Annotated in this window: 17 protein-coding genes; 12 read left to right on the forward strand and 5 right to left on the reverse strand. The window is 73.0% G+C overall.

Translation table 11 applies throughout. The features are described 5' to 3' along the window. Window positions 1-31: 31 nt before the first annotated feature. A complete protein-coding gene (locus ACFY1S_RS15895; protein ID WP_387117908.1) occupies window positions 32-538 on the reverse strand; it encodes a winged helix-turn-helix domain-containing protein in 507 nt (168 codons plus the stop codon). A 240-nt stretch (window positions 539-778) separates the two neighbouring features. Between ACFY1S_RS15895 and ACFY1S_RS15900 the strand changes: the two genes are divergently transcribed. From ACFY1S_RS15900 to ACFY1S_RS15915, 4 genes are read left to right on the forward strand one after another with little or no spacing between them, the layout of a single operon-like run. Next, window positions 779-1,735 (forward strand): phosphatase PAP2 family protein, encoded by a 957-nt coding sequence (locus ACFY1S_RS15900; protein WP_387117911.1) that lies wholly within the window; start codon window positions 779-781, stop codon window positions 1,733-1,735. Between the two features lie 28 nt (window positions 1,736-1,763). After that, the gene (locus tag ACFY1S_RS15905; RefSeq protein WP_387117914.1) at window positions 1,764-2,459 is read left to right on the forward strand and encodes a response regulator; all 696 of its coding nucleotides are present in this window, start codon (window positions 1,764-1,766) and stop codon (window positions 2,457-2,459) included. Then, window positions 2,456-3,916, forward strand: a complete 1,461-nt coding sequence (locus ACFY1S_RS15910; RefSeq protein WP_387117917.1) for an ATP-binding protein — start codon at window positions 2,456-2,458, stop codon at window positions 3,914-3,916. Before ACFY1S_RS15905 ends, ACFY1S_RS15910 begins: the two co-directional genes overlap by 4 nt. Beyond that, on the forward strand, window positions 3,913-4,458 hold the full coding sequence (locus tag ACFY1S_RS15915) for a hypothetical protein (protein WP_387117920.1): 546 nt from the start codon (window positions 3,913-3,915) through the stop codon (window positions 4,456-4,458). Before ACFY1S_RS15910 ends, ACFY1S_RS15915 begins: the two co-directional genes overlap by 4 nt. Here ACFY1S_RS15915 and ACFY1S_RS15920 read toward each other — a convergent pair. The 4 genes from ACFY1S_RS15920 to ACFY1S_RS15935 form a co-directional block, all read right to left on the reverse strand. Beyond that, the gene (locus ACFY1S_RS15920) at window positions 4,451-5,455 is read right to left on the reverse strand and encodes a D-alanine--D-alanine ligase family protein (protein ID WP_387117923.1); all 1,005 of its coding nucleotides are present in this window, start codon (window positions 5,453-5,455) and stop codon (window positions 4,451-4,453) included. The two genes, ACFY1S_RS15915 and ACFY1S_RS15920, sit on opposite strands and share 8 nt — an antisense overlap. Next, window positions 5,452-6,594, reverse strand: a complete 1,143-nt coding sequence (gene alr, locus ACFY1S_RS15925; protein ID WP_387117926.1) for an alanine racemase — start codon at window positions 6,592-6,594, stop codon at window positions 5,452-5,454. Before alr ends, ACFY1S_RS15920 begins: the two co-directional genes overlap by 4 nt. Beyond that, window positions 6,591-7,718: an acyltransferase family protein gene (locus tag ACFY1S_RS15930; protein WP_387117929.1), complete on the reverse strand. Its 1,128-nt coding sequence runs from the start codon at window positions 7,716-7,718 to the stop codon at window positions 6,591-6,593. Before ACFY1S_RS15930 ends, alr begins: the two co-directional genes overlap by 4 nt. 146 nt (window positions 7,719-7,864) lie before the next feature. Continuing rightward, on the reverse strand, window positions 7,865-10,126 hold the full coding sequence (locus ACFY1S_RS15935; RefSeq protein ID WP_387117933.1) for a catalase: 2,262 nt from the start codon (window positions 10,124-10,126) through the stop codon (window positions 7,865-7,867). A gap of 174 nt (window positions 10,127-10,300) precedes the next feature. On the opposite strand from ACFY1S_RS15935, the gene ACFY1S_RS15940 reads away from it, so the two are divergent. From ACFY1S_RS15940 to ACFY1S_RS15975, 8 genes are all read left to right on the forward strand, one after another. Then, the gene (locus ACFY1S_RS15940) at window positions 10,301-11,191 is read left to right on the forward strand and encodes an alpha/beta hydrolase family protein (RefSeq protein ID WP_387117936.1); all 891 of its coding nucleotides are present in this window, start codon (window positions 10,301-10,303) and stop codon (window positions 11,189-11,191) included. A gap of 132 nt (window positions 11,192-11,323) precedes the next feature. Beyond that, window positions 11,324-12,106 (forward strand): ABC transporter ATP-binding protein, encoded by a 783-nt coding sequence (locus tag ACFY1S_RS15945; RefSeq protein WP_387117939.1) that lies wholly within the window; start codon window positions 11,324-11,326, stop codon window positions 12,104-12,106. Between the two features lie 58 nt (window positions 12,107-12,164). After that, window positions 12,165-12,887 (forward strand): ABC transporter ATP-binding protein, encoded by a 723-nt coding sequence (locus ACFY1S_RS15950; protein WP_357987341.1) that lies wholly within the window; start codon window positions 12,165-12,167, stop codon window positions 12,885-12,887. A 30-nt stretch (window positions 12,888-12,917) separates the two neighbouring features. Then, entirely contained in the window at window positions 12,918-13,796 is an 879-nt protein-coding gene (locus ACFY1S_RS15955; protein ID WP_364363857.1) for a branched-chain amino acid ABC transporter permease, read from the forward strand. After that, window positions 13,793-14,905 (forward strand): branched-chain amino acid ABC transporter permease, encoded by a 1,113-nt coding sequence (locus ACFY1S_RS15960; protein WP_387117943.1) that lies wholly within the window; start codon window positions 13,793-13,795, stop codon window positions 14,903-14,905. The genes ACFY1S_RS15955 and ACFY1S_RS15960 overlap by 4 nt, the downstream gene beginning before the upstream one ends. 84 nt (window positions 14,906-14,989) lie before the next feature. Beyond that, window positions 14,990-16,273 (forward strand): ABC transporter substrate-binding protein, encoded by a 1,284-nt coding sequence (locus tag ACFY1S_RS15965; protein ID WP_387117947.1) that lies wholly within the window; start codon window positions 14,990-14,992, stop codon window positions 16,271-16,273. A 246-nt stretch (window positions 16,274-16,519) separates the two neighbouring features. Then, window positions 16,520-17,131, forward strand: coding sequence for a TetR/AcrR family transcriptional regulator (locus ACFY1S_RS15970; protein ID WP_387117950.1), 612 nt, complete (start codon window positions 16,520-16,522; stop codon window positions 17,129-17,131). A 64-nt stretch (window positions 17,132-17,195) separates the two neighbouring features. Then, the gene (locus ACFY1S_RS15975) at window positions 17,196-20,015 is read left to right on the forward strand and encodes an AAA family ATPase (protein WP_387117953.1); all 2,820 of its coding nucleotides are present in this window, start codon (window positions 17,196-17,198) and stop codon (window positions 20,013-20,015) included. The last annotated feature ends 40 nt before the right edge of the window (window positions 20,016-20,055 follow it).

The raw sequence follows: 20,055 nt of genomic DNA on the forward strand, positions 1-20,055 counted from the left end.
GTCGACCAGGCGGGCCGGACCGTGTCGGGGATCAGACGGGGGCGAGCCGGAAGCCGACCCCGCGCACCGCGTGGATCGTCGCTGTCGCGTTCAGCCGGGCGAGCTTGCGGCGTACCCGCCGGACCACCGAGTGCATGTCCGACCCGCGACCGAGGTGGCGGTTGCCCCAGACCTCGAGGTGCAGCCGCTCGTACGTCCACACCTGCCCGGGGGCGTGGACGAGGCAGAGCAGGACGTCGTGCTCCAACCGGGTCAGGTCGATCTCCTTGTCCCGCCACCGCACCACCCGGCGGTCGGAGTCGACGATCAGGTCGGCCGGTGGTGGCGGCTGGCTCGGCGTCGCGTCGGCGAGGACGGCCCGGGCCGGGGGAGGTGCGACGGGAGGCATCTCGACCACTCCGAGGAACTCCCGCGCCTGGTCGACGTTCGACACGATCAGGAAGGCGTCGCTCCCGCCGAGCAGTCGCGCCAGTTGTCGGCGTTCGGCCGGCGAGGACGCGATGCCGATGACCAGGGAGGCGACCGGAATTCCGGGCATGTTCTCCACCCCTTCCGGTTCCAGCTCACTCCGGATGGCGTTCCCGCATCACCGATCGCCCACATCGATCGGCGTCTTGACCCTAGTGGTGGTGCGTCTCGGCCGGGTAAAACATAGTTGCATGTAAGCATGTAAATTGACGGCCGGTCGCGACGCCGGTGCCGGCGCGGCCGGAAACTGTGACAGAACGAAGACAATCCGCGGACGGCACCGGCACCTGCCGGGACGAGCATGCTCGACATGTCCATCGGATCGTCGTACTCCGTCGGTCGGGCGACTCCCGGCCCGCCGCCGCTGCCCGACACCCGCGCAGCCGTGTCGTCGAGCCCGAGGCTGCTCGCCGCCGCCGTGTGCGTCCTGCTCGGCCTGGCGCTCACCGGCGCGTTCTTCGTCTGGACGTACCCCGGTCAGTGGCTGGACGGGGTGCTCCTGCCGCGCGCGGAGCGCGGCGGCGGGTACGCGCAGCAGAGCACCCTGCTCGACCCGGCCCGCAGCGTGCTTGCCGCGTTCGGTAGGACGACGACGCTGGCCGGCCTGCTCGGCGCGGTGCTGCTTGTGGGTCTCGTCGGCCGGCGTCTGCTGGCCGGCCTCGCGGGTGTGGGCACCGTCGTCTGCGCGGTGCTGGTCGCCGGCGCGACGAAGTCGGCGCTGCTGCGCCCGGATCTCCAGGTCGAGACCTCCACCACCCACAACAGCTTTCCCAGTGGTCACGTGGCGGCGGCGATGACCCTGCTGCTCGCGTTCCTGCTGGTCCTGCCCGCCCGGGCGCGGTGGTGGCTGGCGTTGCCGGGCGCGGCGGGTGTCACGGTGATCGCCGGTGCCACCATGGTCGCGGGCTGGCACCGGTTCAGCGACGCGCTCGGCGGCGTCCTGCTGGGGGTCGCGCTGTTCTGTCTGGCCGCGGCCGTGCTGGCAGGCCGGCCCGGCGCTGTCCGGTCCGCGCCCGGTGCTGTCCGATCCGCGCCCGCCGGCGCGGGCGCGGTCCGGCCCGGGCTCACCGAGGGGGTGGTCGGCCTGCTCGCTCTGGGGTGCTTGCTCCTGCTGGTGGTGCCCGGCCTGCGGGCGGCTCTGCCGCCCGGGGCGCTCGTCGCCGTCCTGGCGGTGGCCGTACCCGTCGTCCTGGCCGTGGGGTCGGCGGTGTACCTGCTGCGGTCGGTCGACCTCGCCCGGCCGGTGAACCGATCGACGAAAGGCTAAACCCATTCATGATGCGATACTTGGTGACATGTCCCAGGTCCTGCTGATCGAAGATCACCAGACGGTGCGTGACGGACTGCAGCTGGCGCTGACCCGCCAGGGTCACACGGTCGACGCCGTCGCCACCGGTGAGCAGGGGCTGGAACGGCTGTACGGGGGCTCGGCCGACGTCGTGGTGCTCGACCTGATGCTGCCCGGGATGGACGGGTTCGAGGTCTGCCGCCGGATCCGCCGGCTCGGCGACCTGCCGATCATCATGCTGACCGCCCGCAACGACGACATGGACGTGGTCGCGGGCCTGGAGGCGGGGGCCGACGACTACGTGGTCAAGCCGGTGCAGTCGCGCGTCCTGGAGGCACGCATCCGCGCGGTGCTGCGCCGGACCGCCGGCGAGTCGCGGCGCGGCGGTGGCGACCGGTCCGGGCCGGAGCAGCACGGCGCCCTGCGCATCGACCGTGCCGCGCTGGTGGTCAGCAAGGACGGGGTGCCGGTCAGCCTCGCCCCGACGGAACTGCGCCTGCTTCTCGAACTGTCCCACACCCCCGGGCAGGTGCTGAGCCGCCAACAGTTGCTGGAGGCCGTGTGGGAGCACGGACACCTCGGCGACTCGCGGCTCGTGGACGCCTGCGTGCAGCGGGTCCGCGCCAAGATCGAGGACGACTCGTCCGCGCCGGTGTACATCCAGACCGTCCGCGGCTTCGGGTACCGGTTCGGGCCGTTGTGACACGGCGGCGCTGGGCCGACGCGCGCGCGTTCGGTTTGCGGGTACGGCTGCTGCTGGCCTTCGTCCTGCTGGGCGTCACCACCACGGCCGTGGTGGCCAGCGGCAGCTACTTCCAGGCCCGGACGGTCATCCTCCAACAGGCGCAGGACGCCGCGGTGATGTCGTTGACCGACCAACTCGCCCAGCTCTACCCACTGCGTCAACTTCCGCCCACCCAGGACGACCTCGACACGCTGGCCCAGCGCCTGTCCGACCGGGAGGGGTACGCCGTGGTCGTGTACCGGGACATGCGGGCGCAGGGCTCCGAAGCGCCCGACCTGATCACCCCGCAGCTGCGCCAGGCGGTCCGCGACGGCGTGGTGGCCTGGCAACGCGTCTCGGTCGGTGGCGAACCGGTGCTGCTCATCGGCACCCAGCTGGAGCTGGACCGACCCGACGGCGCGTCGCTGCCGTCCGGCCTGGAGGTCTACTCGCTGCGTAGCCTCGCCCCCGAGCAGCAGAGCATCGACAGGCTCGCCACGCTGGCCTGGCTGACCGGCGGGCTCTCCCTCGTGCTCGCCGTCCTGTTGGCCCTGCTGGCGGCCCAGGGTGTGCTGCGACCGGTACGCGAACTGGGGCGCGCGGCGCGCAGTCTGGGCGAGGGCCGCCTGACGACGCGACTGTCGGTGCGGGGCGCCGACGAGCTGGCCGACGTGGCGCGGACCTTCAACGACACCGCGGCGACCCTGGAACGGCAGGTCGGCGAGCTGCGCCGGATGGAGGCCGACGCGCGCCGTTTCGTGGCGGACGTGTCGCACGAACTCCGTACGCCGTTGGCCGCGATGACGGCGGTCACCGACGTGCTGGACGAGGAGGCCGACCGGCTGCCCGGGGACGCCGGTCGGGCCGCGCGACTGGTCAGCCAGGAGACGCAGAGCCTCACCCAGCTGGTCAACGACCTCATCGAGGTCAGCAGGTTCGACTCGGGCACCGCCCGGCTCGCTCTCGACGACGTCGACGTGGCCGCCGCGGTGACCGCGACCCTGCGGCTGCGCGGCTGGACCGACCGGGTGCGCGCGGACCTGCCGCCCGGTGTCGTGGCCCGCCTCGATCCCCGCCGACTGGACGTCATCGTCGCCAACCTGGTCGGCAACGCCTTCCGGCACGGCGCCGAGCCGGTGTCCCTGCTCCTGCGCGCCGAGCCGGACTGGCTCACCATCGAGGTCGCCGACGAGGGGCCGGGTCTGCGACCGGAGGTGCTGGCGCACGTCTTCGACCGCTTCTACAAGGCCGACACCGCGCGGACCCGGTCCGAGGGCAGCGGCCTCGGCCTCGCCATCGCGTGGGAGAACGCGCGACTGCACCGCGCCCCCGGGCAGCAGGGCAGCCTCACCGCCGGCAACGCCCCGAACGGCGGCGCGGTGTTCACCCTCCGGCTGCCCCGGGTGGCGGCGGACGACACCGGGGAAACCCGGTGAGGGCGCGACGGGCGGTGGTCCGCCCGCTGCTCACCGGCGGGCTCCTGCTCACGCTGCTCGTGGCGGGCTGCGGGGTACGACCCAGCGAGGTCATCGAGGGCCGACCGGCGCAGTCCGGCGCGTCCCAGGGGATTCGGCTCTACCTGCTGTGGCGCGGGCAGGTCGCGGTTGTCGTCCGTGCGGCCAAACCGGACCGAACACCGTCGCCCGAGGCGTCGCTGGCCCTGCTCCTGGCGGGTCCGAACGAGAACGAACGACGCCACGGGTTCACCAGCGAGGTGCCGGCGGGTCTGCGCCCGGTTCCCATCGCGCCGCCGACAGGTGCCGCACCGGGCTCCCCGGCGGCGGTGTCGGGCGGACCGGACGGCCTCACGGCGACGGTGGAGGGTCCGGTGCGTCCACTGTCGACCGACGCGGCCGACCAGATCATCTGCACGGTGGCCGACGCCGCCGCGCAGGCCGGTCAGGCGGAGTACTTCGTCCCCGTCACCATCGTCGGGTCCGACGGCGCCCGACCGGCTGAGCCCTGCTCGATCAAGTGACCGGGACGACCGTCCCGGGTCGGGCCCGGCCGTGGTCGGCCAACGCGCCGTCGACCAGGATGTCGAGCAGGTCGGCGAACCCCAGTCCCGCCCGCTGCCAGATCTGCGGGTACTGGGACGCGGTGGTGAAGCCGGGGAAGGTGTTCACCTCGTTCACGATGGGCTCGCGCCACCCGTGCTCGGGCAGGAAGAAGTCGACGCGCAGCAGGCCCCGGCAGTCCAGGGCGTGGAAGGCGCGGATCGCCCGGTCCTGGAGCACCTCGGTCGTCGCCGCGTCGAGCGGGGCGGGGATCTGGAACACGGCCCCACCGTCGTACTTCGCGTCGTAGTCGAAGAAGCCCGTCCCGCTCACCCGGATCTCCAGCGGCGGGCCGGCCTGCACCCGGCCGTCGGGGTGTTGCAGGACGGCGACGTCGATCTCCCGCCCGCGCGCTCCCTGCTCGATCAGCACCTTCGGGTCGACCGCGCGGGCCCGCTCCAGCGCGGCGGGCAGGTCCGTCCAGTCGGTCACCCTCACGACGCCCAGGCTGGAACCCGCCCGCGCCGGCTTCACGAACACCGGCAGGTCGAGCCGTCCCCGGTCGGTCGCCGTCAGATCCTCCCCGGGGCGCAGGGTCACCCCGGGGCTGACCCGCAGGCCCTCCACGGCGAGCAGCCGCTTGGTGACACCCTTGTCCATGCCGGCCGCGCTGGCGAAGACCCCGTTGCCGACGTACGGCACGCCGAGCCACTCCAGCAGCGACGCGACTGTGCCGTCCTCGCCGTACGGGCCGTGCAGGGCCGGGAAGACCACGTCCTGGGCGCGCAGCACCCGCAGCGCGTGGGGCAGCGGCGTCGAGCGGCCGTCGACGTGCCAGCCGCCGTCGCGGCCGATGAGCACCTCGGTGACCTGGTACCTGTCACGGTCCAGCCCGGCGAGGATGCTCGCCGCCGACCGGCGGGACACCTCGTGCTCGCCGCTCTGCCCGCCGTACAGCAATGCCAGTCGGGTTGTCATGAACTCATTGCCCCTTCGTGGTGGTGATCGCGGGCCACCCGGGCCCCGATGCCGGTCAGGATCTCGTGCGGGTTGGTGCGGGCCCACCGGGCCCACTCGCCGACAGTCGGTGGGGTCCGGTCACCGTCGGCGGGGCCGAACACCACCACCTGATCGCCGATCGACACGGGCAGGTCCCCGGCGTCGACGACGCACTGGTCCATGGCGACGCGCCCGACGACGGGGCACCGCCGACCGCCCAGCCAGACGGAGGCACGGCCCTCGGCGGCCCTGGTCAGCCCGTCGGCGTAGCCGACCGGCAGCAGCGCCAGTGTGGTCGCGGTGCTTGTCACGTACTCCGGTCCGTAGGAGACGCCCGTGCCGGCCGGCACCCGCTTGACGTTGACCACGGTGGTCCGCAGCGTCATCGCGGCGTGCAGTCCGAACGTCCCGGGACCGGCCGCGCCGAACGGGTCCACGCCGTAGAGGGCGAGCCCGATCCGGCAGAGGTCGTACCGGGTGGCCGGCGCCGACAGCGCGGCCGCCGAGTTGGCCAGGTGTGCCAGCTCGGGGTCGAGGCCGGCGCCACGGGCGACCCGCAGCGCCTCCTCGAAGCGCGCCACCTGCCGGGCCAGGGCGGGACTGCCCGGCACGTCCGCGTCGGCCAGGTGGGACCACACGCCGCGTACCCGGACCGTGCCCTCCACCTCGTACTTGCGGGACCAGCCGACCAACTCGGGCCACTCGTCGCCGTCGGCCCCGTTGCGGGCCAGGCCGGTGTCGGCCTTGAGCTGCACGAGCGCTGGTGCGCCCAGTCGGTGGGCGGCCGCCGCGACCGCGTGCAGGTGGGTGGTCGTCGACACGCCGACGTCGACGCCGGCGGCGATCAACGACGCGAAGTCGTCGTCGGGGCGGTGCAGCCAGCTCAGCGTCGGGGCCGTGATGCCTGCGTCGCGCAGCGCCAACGCCTCGGACACCGAGGTCACGCCGAGCCAGCCGGCGCCGGCGCGCAGGGCCGCCCGGGCGACCGGGACCGCGCCGTGGCCGAATGCGTCGGCCTTCACCACCGCCATCAGGTCGGTGTCGGTGATCGCAGCGATGGTCCGCACGTTCCTGGCGATCGCGCCGAGGTCGACGGACGCCCGCGCCAACGCGCTCATCGGGCCGGCTCCACCCGACGAGTCCCGGGCAGGGCGAACAGCCAGCCCGCGCGTACCGCCAGCAGGCCCCGATGAAGAGCCAGACTCGTACCGAGCACGACACCGGTCAGCACGACGGGGTAGCCGAGCACGATCAGCCCCTGGCCGACATCCCCCAGCCCGGAGACCGGACCGTGCAGCAACCGGTGCAGCACCGCCAGGACGGGCATGTGGATGACGTAGACGGGCAGCGTGACCCGGCCGAGCGTGGCGAGCCGGCCGCTGAGGGTGGGCCACCGCTCCAGCCGCGCGGCGGCGGTGACACCGAACGCGACAGCCACCACTGAGACCAGCGGCCACACACCCCACCAGCGTTGGGCGCCGGCCACCGCCATCGCGACGAGCGCGAGACAGTAGGCGCCCGAGGTCAGGACGAGCCGGCGCCGGGTGGCGGTGGCCGCCCACCGCTCGATCTGCGGCCGCAGGTACAGGCCCGCGAGGAAGAAGACCAGATTCTGGTACAGGCCCGCCCGGTTGCCAGGCGTCTCCAGCAGGCCGGCGGCGGCGACCGCGGACAGCACCCCGGCGGGTACGACCACCAGGAGGCGAGGCGCCGTACGGGTCACCTTCGCCAGGGTGAAGTAGAGCGCCAGGGCGTACAGGTACCAGAGGTTGGAGGGCGTGACGGTGAGCTGCTCCAGCAGACCGAGGACGGACGTGGCCCGGTCGGTCGGGAAGTCCGGCGCCACGGCGAGGACCACTGTGTGGATCAGCAGCCACAGGGCGTACAGGTAGAGGAAGCCGGCGACCCGGCCGCGGGCGACGACCCGCCACGGCCGCTGGACGGCGTTCGCCGCGAAGACCCCGGAGATGGTGAAGAAGAGCGGCATCCGCAGCGGCAGGAACTGCTCGCCCAACGCCCCCCACAGGCCGGGCACCGGGACGCCGATGTGCCAGTCGACCCCCAGGTAGTCCTTCACGACGACGTGCCACAGGACGACAAGGATGATGCAGACGCCCTTCGCGGCGTCGGCCCACTGGGCCCGTTGCGGCGCTCCGGCGGCCGGCCCGGTCGCGCTGCGGCGGTGGGACCGGACTATCGCGGCGTCGGGCCGGTCGACGGTGGCAGTCGTTCCTCGGATCACCCGTCCGACGGTGTCAGCCGGATATCCGCGCGTGATCCACGAATTGTCATGAACCGGTAATGGCCGTCGCCGGCCGGGTCGGCGCAGCACCGAGGGCTGACCTCCCCAGGTGGGGGGAGGTCAGCCCTCGTGTACGTCCGACAGTGTCAGGCCACCGTGGCCGGGAACCGTTCCCACACCCGGTGCGCGGCCATCAACTGCTGTACCGCGGTCAGTGCCTCGGTGCCGGAGCCCGCCGTGACGATGCCGGGAGTGCCGGCCACGCCTGCCTGCTCCAGCACCGTGACGCCGGCGCCCCAGGCGCCGATCGCCTTGACGTGCCGCCAGCACTCCTCGACCAGGAGCAGCACGCGCGGGTCCACGGTTGCCGGGCCCGGCCGGCCCGCCTTCGCGTCGCGGGCCGGGATCGCGTCCGGCGCGGGTGCCGGCGCGCCGGCCAGCAGGAGCGCGTCGAACTCGACGGACCGGCCGGTGGCGAAGGTGCGCTGCACCGGCAGGCCGCCCACCATGCCGCCGTGCGGGGCGATCAGCAGCGGCACCATGCCGGCCTCGAAGATGGCCCGCTGGACCTGACCGAGGTCGTCCAGGTCACCGTCCGGGTCCACGAGGATGCCCACGGTACGGCCGTCGGTGGGCCACTCCCGGCCGACCTGCGACAGCGCGGGGCTGGGCGCGACGTCGGCGAGCGGCACGGTCGGCTGCGGCGCGGGCAGGCCCAGGCCGGTGGCGACCTGCGCGCACAGCACCGGGTCGATGTTGGCCAGGCTCTGCAGCTGGCGTTCCTTGATCGCCTGGTGGTAGCACTTGCCCAGCTCGAAGGTGTACGCGCGGATGATGTGCTCCTGCTCCACAGGCGACATGCTCAGCCAGAAGAGGCGGACCTGGCTGTAGTGGTCGTCGAAGGAGGCCGGGTTGGCGCGCACCTTCGGCGCCTGTGCCACGGTCACCGGCACGTCGACGAACGCGTTCTCGGCGTCGCCGGCCGGGAACGGGTTGCCGCCGTCCAGCGAGTTCGGCCGGTACGGCGCCACGCCCGCGTGCACGGCGTGCTGGTGGAACCCGTCGCGCAGCATGTCGTTGACGGCCGCGTGCGGTCGGTTGATCGGGATCTGCGCGAAGTTCGGTCCGCCGAGACGGGTGAGCTGCGTGTCGAGGTACGAGAAGAGCCGCCCCTGCAGCAGCGGGTCGTTCGTGACGTCGATGCCCGGCGGCAGGTGGCCGAGGTGGAAGGCGACCTGCTCGGTCTCGGCGAAGAAGTTCGTCGGCGTCCGGTTGAGGACCAGCCGACCGATCGGCTGCACCGGCGCCAGCTCCTCCGGCACGATCTTGGTGGGGTCCAGCAGGTCGATGTCCCCGAAGGTCTCCTCCGGGGTGTCCGGGAAGACCTGGATGCCCAGCTCCCACTCCGGGTACGCGCCGGCCTCGATGGCGTCGTAGAGGTCGCGCCTGTGGAAGTCCGGGTCCATGCCGTTGAGCATCTGCGCCTCCTCCCAGGTCAGGGAGTGCACGCCGAGCTTGGGCTTCCAGTGGAACTTGGCCAGCACCGTCTCCCCGGCCTCGTTGACGAGGCGGAAGGTGTGGACGCCGAAGCCCTCCATGGTCCGGTACGAGCGGGGGATGCCCCGGTCGGACATGTTCCACATGGTGTGGTGCTGCGCTTCGGTGTGCAGCGAGACGAAGTCCCAGAAGGTGTCGTGGGCGCTCTGCGCCTGGGGGATCTCGCGGTCCGGGTGCGGCTTGGCGGCGTGGATGATGTCCGGGAACTTGATCGCGTCCTGGATGAAGAAGACAGGCATGTTGTTGCCGACCAGGTCGAAGGTGCCCTCGTCGGTGTAGAACTTCGTGGCGAAGCCGCGGGTGTCGCGGACGGTGTCGGCCGATCCGCGCGAGCCGAGGACCGTGGAGAACCGTACGAAGACCTCGGTCTCGCGTCCCTTCTTCAAAAAGCCGGCCCGGGTGACGGCCTCGGCGGTGCCGTACGCGGTGAAGACACCGTGCGCGCCGGCGCCCCGGGCGTGCACCACACGCTCCGGGATGCGCTCGTGGTCGAAGTGGGTGATCTTCTCGCGCAGGTGGTGGTCCTGGAGCAGGACCGGGCCACGGGGACCGGCCTTGAGCGAATGGTCGGTGTCGCGCAGTCGCGCACCGTTCGCGGTGGTGAGGTAGGCGCCCTGTTGGCCCTTGGCGGTCGCCGGCGCGCCGGTCTCGGCGCCGGTCGGCGTACGCGTCTGCGGCGCACCCTGTTCCGGCTTCGGCGGCAGGGGGTCGTGCGGGGCCGTCGGCTCATCGATCGTCGGCGGCGCACTTCCGGGCGCGCCGGGTACCTCCGGCGTCAACGCGTCGGCGATCTTCTCTGAGGCGGTCTTCACGACGTTCTTGACAGCCTCGGCGGGCTTGCTGGAATCCACTTGACGAACCCCTCCATGGAGCGCTTTACGAGCGGGCGTTTGCCCTGCTACCCCTGGCCAGGGGGTCAAAACACAATCGATGCCGCAGGACTGGTGATTTCACCGATGCGCGGATGGGTGGACCGGCCAAAACTGACACACGTCGATATCCCTCGACCCTTGGGAGCGCCCGACGTGTCCTCACCAACCACCACCCGTCCCCGTTCCATCGCAGCCCGGCTCGGCGTGGCCGCCGCCCTGGTCGCCGGTGCCGTCCTGGCCGGCCCGACCGGCGTCGCCCAGGCTGCGGGCCCGTACGAGCGGGGCCCCGCCCCGACCACCGCGATCCTGGAGGCCAGCCGCGGCCCGTTCGCCACCGCGTCGCAGAGTGTGTCCTCACTCAGCGTCACCGGTTTCGGCGGCGGCGTCATCTACTACCCGACAAGCACCAGCGAGGGCACCTTCGGCGCCGTCGCCATCTCACCCGGTTACACCGCCTCCTGGTCAAGCATCAGTTGGCTCGGACCGCGGATCGCCTCGCACGGCTTCGTGGTGATCGGCATCGAGACCAACACCCGGCTCGACCAGCCGGACAGCCGTGGTCGGCAGTTGCTCGCCGCGCTGGACTACCTGACCGAGCGCAGCTCGGTGCGCAGCCGGATCGACAGCAGCCGGCTCGCCGTGGCCGGTCACTCGATGGGCGGCGGGGGCAGCCTGGAGGCGGCCTCGGCCCGGCCGTCGCTGCAGGCCGCCGTGCCGCTGGCACCCTGGAACCTGGACAAGAGCTGGTCCGAGTTGCAGGTGCCGACGCTGATCATCGGCGGGGAGAGCGACAGCGTCGCCCCGGTCGCGTCGCACTCGGTGCCGTTCTACACGAGCATCCCGTCGTCGGCCGAGAAGGCGTACCTGGAGCTGAACGGCGCGAGCCACTTCTTCCCGCAGACGGTGAACACGCCGACCGCGCGGCAGATGGTGGCCTGGCTCAAGAGGTTCGTCGACGACGACACCCGCTACGAGCAGTTCCTCTGCCCGGGGCCGAGCGGCTCGCAGATCGAGGAGTACCGCAACACCTGCCCCAGCGCCTGACTGTGGGGTTTCGGGGCGGCCGCCGGCGGGCGGCCGCCCCGTCCGCGTCCGATCATCGAAGGTCTTGACGCAATTCCCAAGAAACGTACACTGCGAGTGTAAATAACACCCGCCACGGCAGAGGGATGGGTGATGGAGCGAGGCCTCGAACTGCACAAGATCGGCGTCCGTTTCGGCGGCCTCACCGCCCTCGACGACGTCTCGCTGCGCGTGCCACCCAACCGGGTGGTGGGCGTCATCGGTCCCAACGGCGCCGGCAAGACCACGCTGTTCAACGTGATCTGCGGTTTCGTCGCGCCGCACACCGGTTCGTTGACCCTCGACGGCCTGCCGCTGCGGCCCCGGCCGCACCGGCTGACCCGGCTCGGCATCGCCCGGACCCTGCAGGGGACCGGACTGTTCGCCGGGCTCACCGTGCTGGAGAACGTGCTGACCGGCGCCTCGCACACCGCGCGTGCGGGATTCGCTGCGGCGCTGTTCGGCCTGCCGGCCAGCGACCGCGACGAGCGGCGGCTGCGCCGGGAGGCACTGGACATCCTCGACAGCCTGGGCATCGCCGAGCACGCCGACGCCGCGCCGGGCACGCTGCCCTTCGCCGTACGCCAGCGGGTGGCCCTGGCCCGCGCGCTCGCCGCGCGGCCCCGACTGCTGTTGCTGGACGAACCCGCCGGCGGTCTCGGCGCCGACGACATCGCCGAGCTGGCCGAGCTGGTCCGCCAGCTGCCCCGCCGCGACGACGACCCGTGCGCGGTGCTGCTCGTGGAACACCACATGGACCTGGTGATGGCCGTCTGCGACGAACTGGTGGTGCTCGACTTCGGTCGGGTGATCGCCGCCGGCACCCCGGACGAGATCCGCGACGACCCGGCGGTGACCGACGCCTATCTGGGCGCCCTGGTCGAGGAGGCCCTATGAGCGCGAGGAGTGAGCCGGGGTTGCGAGCCCCGCAGTCGCGAGCGGGAGGAGGTGCCGCGTGAGCGCGCCGGATCTGCTCGTGGTGCGTGGGCTGGTGGCCGGCTACGGTGCCGCGCCGGTGCTGCGGGCCGTCGACCTCACCATCCCGGCGGGCACGATCGCCGCCGTCGTCGGCGCCAACGGCGCCGGCAAGACCACCCTGCTGCGCGCGCTCTCCGGCATGATCCGCCCGAGCGCCGGTCAGGTCGTCCTGGCCGGGGAGGACCTGCGGGGTACGCCCGTGGAGCAGCTCGTCCGGCGTGGCATGGCGCACGTGCCGGAGGGGCGGGGCGTGATCAGTGAGCTGACCGTCGACGAGAACCTGCGCCTGGGCGGGCTGTGGCGGCGTGACCGGGCCGACGCGGGCCGCGCCCTCGACGAGGTGTACGAGCTGTTCGAGCCGCTCGCCCGCCGCCGGCGGCATCTCGGGCACCAGCTCTCCGGCGGCGAACGGCAGATGCTCGCGCTGGGCCGGGCGCTTGTCGGTCGGCCGAGACTGCTGCTGCTCGACGAGCCGTCGCTCGGCCTGGCGCCCCGGGTGGTCGCCCGGACGATGGCCCTGCTGCGGCAACTGCGTGACCGGACCGGCCTGACCGTGCTCCTGGTCGAGCAGAACGTCCGCAGCGCGCTCGCCGTCGCCGACCAGGGCGTCGTGATGTCCCTCGGCCGGGTCGTCGTCGCCGCCCCGGCGGCCAGGTTGCGCGACGACGTCGACCTGCGCCACGCGTACCTCGGTTTCTGACCACCACCTCGTCCCCGGAAAGGAGGACTGTTGGACCGCTTCGTCTTCCTCACCGTCGACGGCCTGTCCCGGGGCGCGGTGTACGCCGCGTTCGCGCTGGCCCTGGTGCTCATCTGGCGGGCGGCGCGGGTCGTCAACTTCGCCCAGGGCGCGATGGCGGTCGCCGCCGCGTACGTCGCCTACTCGGTGTCCGCCGCGACCGGCTCGTACTGGTTGGGCTTCGGGGTGGCGATCGTCGCCGGGCTGCTGCTGGGCGCGCTTGTGGACCGCGTCGTGATGCGGCACGTCGACCACGCGTCACCACTCAATCCGGTGATCGTCGCGCTCGGTCTGGTGCTGCTGATCCAGGCCGTGCTGGGCATGGTGTACGGCAACGAGTTCCGCCCCGCCGAGACGCCGTTCTCCCGCTCGGCCCTCACCGTGGGCGGGGTCGCGGTGCTGTCGCCGTACGACCTGTTCGTCTTCGCCACGATCGGGGTCGTGGTGAGTGGGCTGGCCTGGATGTTCGCCCGTACCCCTGTCGGTCTGCGGATGCGCGCGGCGGCCTTCGCGCCGGAGGTGTCCCGACTGCTCGGGGTCAACGTCGGTGGCATGTTGACGCTCGGCTGGGCGCTGGCGTCCGGGGTGGGCGCGCTGGCCGCCATGCTCGTCATCCCGACCGAGCTGGGGTTGCATCCGCACGCGATGGACCTGGTGTTCGTCTCGGCGTTCACCGCGGCGGTGGTCGGCGGGTTGGACAGTCCACCGGGGGCGGTGGTCGGAGGGCTGGTGGTGGGCCTGCTGCTCTCGTACGTCAGCGGGTACGCCGGCAGTGACCTCACGCCGCTGGCGGTGCTGGTCCTGCTGCTGGCGGTGCTGCTGGTCCGGCCCGGCGGGTTGTTCGCCCCGGTCGCGGCGAGGCGGGTGTGAGCGCCACCGGGGCGGTCCTGCCGCCGAGACACCGCCCGGCCGAGCCGGGGGACCGGCCGGCCGACCGGCGCCGTGGCTCCACACTGCTGCGTCACCTCGCCGTCGTGCTCGCCGTCGGGGTGCTGCTGGTGGCGGTCAGCTACACGGTCGAGCCGTTCCGCAACTTCCAGCTCGCCACGGTGGCCGCCTACCTCTGCGCGACCGCCGGCCTGACCGTCCTCACCGGGCTCAACGGTCAGCTCTCGCTCGGGCACGGGGCGTTGATGGCCGTCGGGGCGTACACCGTGGCCCTGTGCCAGAACGCGTTCGCCGACCGGGGGATGACCGGCGGCTGGCTGCTGCCGTTGTCGCTGGGAGCGGCGATCGTCAGCACCGTCGCGGTAGGCGCGGTGGTCGGCGTGGCCGCTGCCCGGCTGCGCGGCCCCTACCTGGCCGGGGTCACGCTCGCCGTGGCCGTCGTCGTGCCGGCGCTGGCCGTGACCTTCGACGGTGTCCTCAACGGCGAGCAGGGCCTGTCGGTGCCTGTGGAGCCGCCGCCGGCGTCGCTCGGCGCGTACTTCCCCTACGAGCGGTGGCAGCTCTGGCTGACCGGCGCGGCGACCCTGCTCGCGTTGCTGCTGTTGGCCAACCTGATCCGCAGCCGGTACGGGCGTACCTTCCGGGCCGTCCGCGACGACGAGGTGGCCGCGCGCCTCGCCGGCATCCACGTGGCCCGCACCCAGGTCCTCGCGTTCGTGGTCAGCGCCGCCACCGCCGGTCTCGGCGGCGCGCTGCTGGCGGTGCTCGCGCAGAGCGTGTCGCCCGGCGCGTTCTCGTTGACCCTGTCGCTGTTCCTGCTGATGGCAGTCGTGATCGGTGGTCTCGGTCGGCTGACCGGCGCCCTGTGGGGGGCCGTGCTGCTCGTGGCCCTGCCCGATCTCACCCACTCCGCGACGGAGCTGCTCACGCTCTCGCCCGCGGTGGCCCAACGGCTGGAGGGCAACCTCCCCCTGGCGATCTTCGGACTCACCCTGATCGTCGTCATGATCGCCGCCCCCGGCGGTGTGCAGGGCCTGCTGTCTCGTCCGGGCCGGGCACTGCTGGCCCGCTGGTCGGCCCGGCGTTCCTGAGCTGTTTCCGGCCCGGCCTCGGCCGGGCGCCCCACCACCACACCGTTCCCGACAGAACCGGACCGAGAAAGGTCGGTGTTCCTCATGCACCGTACGGCACAACGCGGTCTCGCGATCGCCAGCACCATAGCCCTGTTGGTCTCCGCTGCCGCTTGCAGTGACGACGGTTCCGGCCCCGGCGGGGCAGCGGTGCCGGGCGTCACCGGCACCGAGATCGTCGTCGGCACCCACATGCCGCTGACCGGGCCGGCCTCGGCCGGATACTCCAAGATCGCTCCGGCGACGAAGGCGTACTTCGACTACGTCAACGCGGCCGGCGGCGTGCACGGTCGCAAGATCACTTACAAGATCATGGACGACGGCTACAACCCGGCGAACACCCAGCAGGTGGTCCGCCAGCTCGTCCTTCAGGACAAGGTCTTCGCCATCCTCAACGGCCTCGGCACGCCGACCCACACGGGCGTGCTCGACTTCCTCAAGAGCAACCGGGTGCCCGACCTGTTCGTCGCTTCCGGGAGCCGCAGCTGGGACCAGCCGGACAAGTATCCGGGCACGTTCGGGTTCAACCCGGACTACACGGTGGAGGGCAAGATCCTCGCCAACTACGCGAAGGCGAACCTGGCCGGACAGAAGGTCTGCTTCCTCGGCCAGGACGACGACTTCGGCCGGGACAGCCTGGTCGGCGTGGAGAAGGTCCTGGGCGCCGGTGCGGTGGCGGTCAAGCAGACGTACGTCACCAGCAACACCAACGTCGCGCCGCAGATCGGCGCGTTCAAGGCGGCCGGTTGCCAGGTCGTGGTGCTCGCCACGGTTCCGGGCTTCACGGCGCTGTCCATCGGCACCGCCGCGCGGCTGGGCTTCAAGCCGCAGTGGCTGGTCTCCAACGTGGGCGCCGACCACCCCACCCTTGCCAAGCAGCTCGGCGCCGCCGCGCCGCTGCTGGAGGGCATGATCGGCACCAACTACCTGCCGATGCAGAACGACACCGCGAACCCGTGGATCCAGCTCTTCATGAAGGTGAACAAGGAGCACAACGGGGACGCGCCCTTCGACGGCAACACCGTCTACGGCATGTCGGTCGGCTACCTGTTCGTGCAGGCGCTGCTCGCCGCCGGCAAGGACCTCACCCGGGAGAAGGTGCTCGAGGCCGTGCAGAAGGGCGGCTTCCAGGGCCCCGGGCTGGTGCCGCTGCGCTTCTCCGCGAACGACCACTCCGGCTACGGCGGCCAGCGGCTGAGCCGGGTGAGTGGGGGAGTGCAGAGCTACTTCGGGCCGGCGTACGAGACCGACGAGGCGGACGGCGCGGTCAAGGAGTACACCGCGGCGCCTGTCGCGCCACCCGCGAACGGGGTGCCGACCGTCTCCTGACCACCCGTACCACCGGCCGTCGACCGGGTGTGGCCGCTCGTGACCACACCCGGTCGTACGGCTGCGCGGGCCCCGGCGCGGCGGCGGGGGGCGTTGACCGAGACAGATCAGCCCTCCTACTATCCGCACCATGGCTGCAAAATTATGTCCGCGCTCCATCGTCACCGGCCGCCACCGGCTGATCATCGCGTGGCTAGACTCGGCGACGCGGCGGGAGACGCCGTGGCGGTGAGGGGGCGAAGGCGGATGGAGACGGTCGAGGCGACGGGGCGGGTCGACGGGCGGACCGCCCGGGCGGAGCGCACCCGCGCGGCCATCGTCGAGGCGCACCTCGCGCTCATCTCCGAGGGCGACCTGCGGCCGACCGGGGAACGCATCGCCGAACGGGCAGGCATCTCGCTGCGGACGCTCTGGACCAACTTCAAGGACATGGAGACCCTGTTCGAGGCGAGCGGCGCCGAGGTGCTCCGCCAGCAGGACTCCGCCTACCGACCGATCCCACCCGGGTTGCCGCTGGCCAAGCGGGTCGACGCGTACTGCCGGCAGCGAGCCCGGCTGCTCCAGCTCGTCGCGCCGTCGGCGCGGGCCGCCCAGATGCGCGAGCCGGTCTCGGAGCAGTTGCGCCGCAACCGCCTCAAGCACGTCGACCGGGTCCGCGAGGAGGTCGAGCAGTTGTTCGCCGCCGAGCTGGCGCGGGCCGGGCGCGGGCGGGAGCAGCTACTCAACGCGTTGATGGCGGCGAGCATGTGGTCGACCTGGTCGATGCTGCGCGACGGCCTCGGGCTCGGCGTGGACGCGGCCCGCGCGGTGATGGCCCGTACGGTGGGCGCGCTGCTGGCCGAGGTGACCGCCGACTGACCCGGCCCTCGCCGACGGTCGTCCCCTCTTTCCATCCGGTTACCGATGGGTGACACTGGGACGCATGGTTACTGCATCAAGAGTGCAACTAACCGTGCTGCGTGGCCGGGACGACGAGTGCCGGACCATCCGGGGCCTGCTCGACGGCATCACCGACGGCGGCGGTTCCCTGCTGGTGCACGGTGAGCCCGGATCGGGCCGCAGCGCCCTTGTCGGTCACGCCCACCGGCACGTCGAGGGCCGCGCCACCACAGTGCTCGCCGGCACCGGGCTCGCCGAGGAGGCCGCCCTGCCGTACGCCGGGCTGCAACGCCTGCTCGACCCGCTGCTCGACCGCATCGCCGTCCTGCCCAGGGAGCAACGGCACCTGGTGCGACGGGCGTTGGGCGGGGAGGACTGCCCCGACGCCCGCCAACTCGCGCTGTCGATGGGTGTGCTCGGGTTGCTCGCCGCCGCCGCCCGGGACCGTCCGCTGCTGGTCACGATGGACGACGTCGACCTGGGTGACCCGCAGACCGGACGGGTGCTGGCCTTCGCCGCGCGCCGCCTGCGGCGCCTGCCGGTCGTCGTCCTGCTCACCGCGGACGCCGCCACCACCATCGACGGGATACCGGCGTGCCGGCTCCGGCCGCTCACCGAACGGGAGAGCGCGGCCGTCCTGGCCGACCGGTTCCGGCTGCGGCGTCAACGGCAGGGCGATGCCGCCGGCACCGACCGACTGCCCGAGCGGCCCGCCGCGCCTGTGGTCGCCGCGCTCGGCGCGATCGGCGGCGGTAACCCGCAGGCCCTGGGGGATCTCGCCGACGTGCTCACCCCGGGGCAGTGGCGGGGCGAGGAGTCGCTGCCCGCCGCGCCACCGACCGACGGCGCGCTGGGCCGTGCCTACCGGGCCCGGCTGGACCGGCTGCCGCCGTCCACCCGCCGGCTGCTGCTGCTCGCCGCGTTGGACGAGGAGAGCGGGCCGGGCGCGCCGGCGCGGGCCGCCGCCGTGGCGCTCGCCCCGGCGGAGGTCGCCGGCCTGGTCCGCGTCGACCCCGGCGGCGTCACCTTCCACCACCCGCTGGCCCGCGCGATGGTCGCGGCCAGCGCACCGCTCGCGGAGCGTCGGGCGGCGCACCGGCTGCTCGCCGACGCGCTCGATCCGCGTACGCGGCGTCTCCGGCGGGCGATGCACCTCGCCGCCGCGGCGGAGGGCGCCGACCCCGCTCTCGCCGCCGAGTTGGAGCAGGCCGCGGCCGACGGGGAGCGGGACTGGTCCGCCGCCTCCGCCGCGTTGTGCCGGGCCGCCGATCTCAGCGCCGATCCGGCGCACGCCGCTGCCCGCCTGCTGTCCGCCGCCCGCTACGCCTGGATCGCCGGCCGGCCCGATCAGGCGCGACTGCTGCTCGACCGCCTCCGTACCGCTCCCTCGGGGGTCGTCGACGGGCGCGCCGGTCTCCTGCGCGGGGAGTTGGAGCTGCGCTGCGAGCCGGCAGCGGACGCGTCGGCGACCCTGCTCGCCGCCGCCGACGCGGTCGCCGCCGCCGATCGGGCCCAGGCGTTGACCGGTTTCGTCCGCGCAGGAGAGGCCGTCTGCTTCGCCGGAGACCAGTACCGGTACGCGGAGGTCGGGCACCGGGCGGCGGCGCTGCGGCGCCCGAACGACCCGCCGGCCCTGGAGCTGATGAGCTGTCTGGTCGCCGGGGTGGCGGCGACGCTGCGGGGCGATCACGAGCGGGGCGGCCCGGCGCTGCGCCGGGCGGTGGTGCTGGGCGGCCGGTTGACCGGCCCGGCGTTGACCCCCACCGTGCTCGCCTGCGCGGCGGCCGCCGGCCTGGTGGTCGCCGTCGACGGCGCCGCGCACCGGCTCGCCGAGCGGGCCGTCGCCCTGGCCCGGGACCGGGGCGAGCTGTCCATGATGTCCCGGGCGCTGGAGCTGCGGGCGGTCGCCGAGTACTGGCTCGGACGGCACGAGACGGCGGCGGAGACGTCCCGCGAGGGGCTGCGGGTCGCCCGCGCGAGCGGTCAGACCAACGGCGCGAACGTCCACCTCGGCATGCTCGCCGTGCTGGCCGCCGTCCGGGCCGACCGCGACACGAGCCTGCGGTGGATCCGGGAGATCGGTGAGGCGCCGACACCGGGCAGCCGCCCGCACGCGCTCGCGGGGTGGGCGCTTGCGGTCCTCGACCTGGTCGACGGTCGGCACGACGAGGCGGCGACCCGACTGGCGTCGCTGGCGCGGCTGGGCACCGGACGCGGGCAGGTCCTGGTGCAGGTGATGGCCACCCCGTACCTGGTCGAGGCGGCGGCTCACCTGGCCCACCGCCCGGCGGCGACTGCCGCGCTCACCGTGTTCGACCGCTGGGCCAGCAGCACCGCCAGTCCACTGCGTCGGGCGCTGTCCGCCAGGTGTCACGCGTTGCTCGCACCCCGGGGCAGCGCGGAGGCCGACCGGGAGTTCCAGACCGCGCTGCGGCTGCACCCGACGGAGGCCGGCGCGTTCGAACGGGCGCGTACCGAGCTGCTCTTCGGCCGGGAGCTGCGCCGCAGCCGACGCCCCCGCGACGCCCGTGGGCACCTGCACCGCGCCCGCGAGACGTTCACCCTGCTCGGGGTGGGGTGCTGGGCCGAGCAGGCCACCTCGGAGTTGCGCGCGTCCGGGGAGTCGGTAGGGCCACCGGCTCTGCCTGCGGCACGGCTGCTCACCGGCCAGCAGCTGCGGATCGCCCAGCTTGTCGCCGAGGGCGCCACCAACCGGGAGATCGCCGCCCGGATGTTCCTGTCCACCCGCACGATCGACCACCACCTGCGCAACGTGTTCCACAGGCTCGGGATCCGTTCCCGCACCGAGCTGGCGCGCGCGTTCGTTTCGGTGCCTGGGCCGGGGGCCGAGCCGGACCGGTGATCATCCGCTCTGGACGCGGTAAACTATCACCGCTAGTTTA

The sequence above is a fragment of the Micromonospora sp. NPDC000663 genome, from assembly GCF_042898105.1.
Taxonomy (GTDB): Bacteria; Actinomycetota; Actinomycetes; order Mycobacteriales; family Micromonosporaceae; genus Micromonospora.

Excerpts from the sequence above, each read along its gene's own strand:
- ACFY1S_RS15895 (WP_387117908.1), bottom strand. The coding sequence starts at position 538 with ATGCCCGGAATTCCGGTCGCCTCCCTGGTCATCGGCATCGCGTCCTCG.
- ACFY1S_RS15900 (WP_387117911.1), top strand. The coding sequence starts at position 779 with ATGTCCATCGGATCGTCGTACTCCGTCGGTCGGGCGACTCCCGGCCCG.
- ACFY1S_RS15905 (WP_387117914.1), top strand. The coding sequence starts at position 1,764 with ATGTCCCAGGTCCTGCTGATCGAAGATCACCAGACGGTGCGTGACGGA.
- ACFY1S_RS15920 (WP_387117923.1), bottom strand. The coding sequence starts at position 5,455 with ATGACAACCCGACTGGCATTGCTGTACGGCGGGCAGAGCGGCGAGCAC.
- alr (WP_387117926.1), bottom strand. The coding sequence starts at position 6,594 with ATGAGCGCGTTGGCGCGGGCGTCCGTCGACCTCGGCGCGATCGCCAGG.
- ACFY1S_RS15945 (WP_387117939.1), top strand. The coding sequence starts at position 11,324 with ATGGAGCGAGGCCTCGAACTGCACAAGATCGGCGTCCGTTTCGGCGGC.
- ACFY1S_RS15965 (WP_387117947.1), top strand. The coding sequence starts at position 14,990 with ATGCACCGTACGGCACAACGCGGTCTCGCGATCGCCAGCACCATAGCC.
- ACFY1S_RS15970 (WP_387117950.1), top strand. The coding sequence starts at position 16,520 with ATGGAGACGGTCGAGGCGACGGGGCGGGTCGACGGGCGGACCGCCCGG.
- ACFY1S_RS15975 (WP_387117953.1), top strand. The coding sequence starts at position 17,196 with ATGGTTACTGCATCAAGAGTGCAACTAACCGTGCTGCGTGGCCGGGAC.